This window comes from Luteibacter sp. P4_E6, assembly GCF_056401535.1.
This window is the reverse complement of sequence record NZ_JBFUJE010000701.1, coordinates 1-1707: the sequence shown is the minus strand read 5'-3', so window position 1 is coordinate 1707 and position 1707 is coordinate 1. Positions and strand designations below refer to the sequence as shown.

1 protein-coding gene is annotated in these 1707 nt (G+C 63.8%); it reads right to left on the bottom strand.

The window, feature by feature from the left end; all coding sequences use genetic code 11:
• On the bottom strand, positions 1 to 1707 hold a 1707-nt coding region (gene rpoB, locus AC1DT2_RS22555), incomplete at both ends, for a DNA-directed RNA polymerase subunit beta (RefSeq protein ID WP_477298875.1).

Below are 1707 nucleotides of genomic sequence, written 5' to 3'. Positions count from 1 at the left end.
GTCCATGCCCGGGGGCACGCGCAGCGAGCTGTCTTTCACGTCCGAAGCCTTCTCGCCGAAGATSGCGCGSAGRAGCTTTTCTTCCGGCGTCAKCKGGCTTTCGCCCTTCGGMGTGAYCTTGCCGACGAGGATGTCGCCCGSCTKSACTTCSGCRCCGATGTAGACGATGCCGGACTCGTCGAGACGGGCCAGGGCCTGCTCGCCGACGTTCGGGATGTCCGCGGTGATTTCTTCGGCGCCGAGCTTGGTGTCACGGGCGATGCAGGTCATTTCCTCGATGTGGATCGAGGTGTAACGATCTTCCTGGACCACGCGCTCGGAGATCAGGATCGAATCTTCGAAGTTGTAGCCGTTCCACGGCATGAACGCGACGAGCATGTTCTGGCCGAGCGCGAGCTCACCGAGGTCGGTCGAGGAACCGTCCGCCAGGGTGTCGCCCACCGCCACCACGTCACCGACGTTCACCAGCGGACGCTGGTTGAGGTTGGTGTTCTGGTTGGAGCGGGTGTACTTGGTCAGCGTGTAGATATCGACGCCGGCGTCGTTCTCGTCCACTTCCGACTCGTTCGCGCGCACCACGATACGGGCGGCATCGACCTGGTCGATGACACCGCCGCGCTTGGCGGACACGGTAACGCCCGAGTCACGCGCCACGGCGCGCTCGATGCCCGTGCCGACAAGCGGCTTCTGGCTGCGCAGCGTCGGGACGGCCTGACGCTGCATGTTCGCGCCCATGAGGGCGCGGTTCGCATCGTCGTGCTCGAGGAAGGGCACGAGCGCCGCTGCAACCGATACGGTCTGCATCGGCGAGACGTCCATGTAGTTGATCTCGGCCGACGGACGCAGCTCCGACTCACCGCGGAAGCGGCAGGAGACGAAGTCTTCGATGAACTTGCCTTCCTTCGTCAGGGGCGAGTTCGCCTGCGCGATCACGTGGTCGCCTTCTTCGATCGCGGAGAGGTAATCGACCTTGTCGGTCACCTTGCCGCTTTCGACCTTGCGGTACGGCGTCTCGAGGAAGCCGTAAGAGTTGGTGCGGGCGTATACGGCCAGCGAGTTGATCAGGCCGATGTTCGGGCCTTCCGGCGTCTCGATGGTGCAGACGCGACCGTAATGGGTCGGGTGCACGTCGCGGACTTCGAAGCCGGCGCGCTCACGGGTCAGGCCGCCTGGTCCAAGCGCGGAGACACGGCGCTTATGGGTGACTTCGGACAGCGGGTTGTTCTGATCCATGAACTGCGAGAGCTGCGACGAACCGAAGAACTCCTTCACCGCTGCCGCAACCGGCTTGGCGTTGATCAGTTCCTGCGGGGTCAGGCCTTCGGATTCAGCCAGCGACAGGCGCTCGCGAACCGCGCGCTCGACGCGGACGAGACCGATGCGGAAGGTGTTCTCGGCCATTTCGCCGACCGAACGCACGCGACGGTTACCGAGATGGTCGATATCGTCGACCGTTCCGATACCGTTACGGATGTCGATGAGCACGCGCAGCACGTCGAGGATGTCGGAGGTCTCGCCCTGCTCGGCGACCAGACGCTGCGACTCTTCTTCCTTGCGCTCGCTGAAGTACTTGTGGTCGTACAACACGCCCGGACCCACGACGTCCTTGCGGCCGACGCGACGGTTGAACTTCATGCGGCCGACGCCCGAGAGGTCGTAACGGTCGAAGGTGAAGAACAGGTTGAAGAACAGGTTCTGCGCGGCATC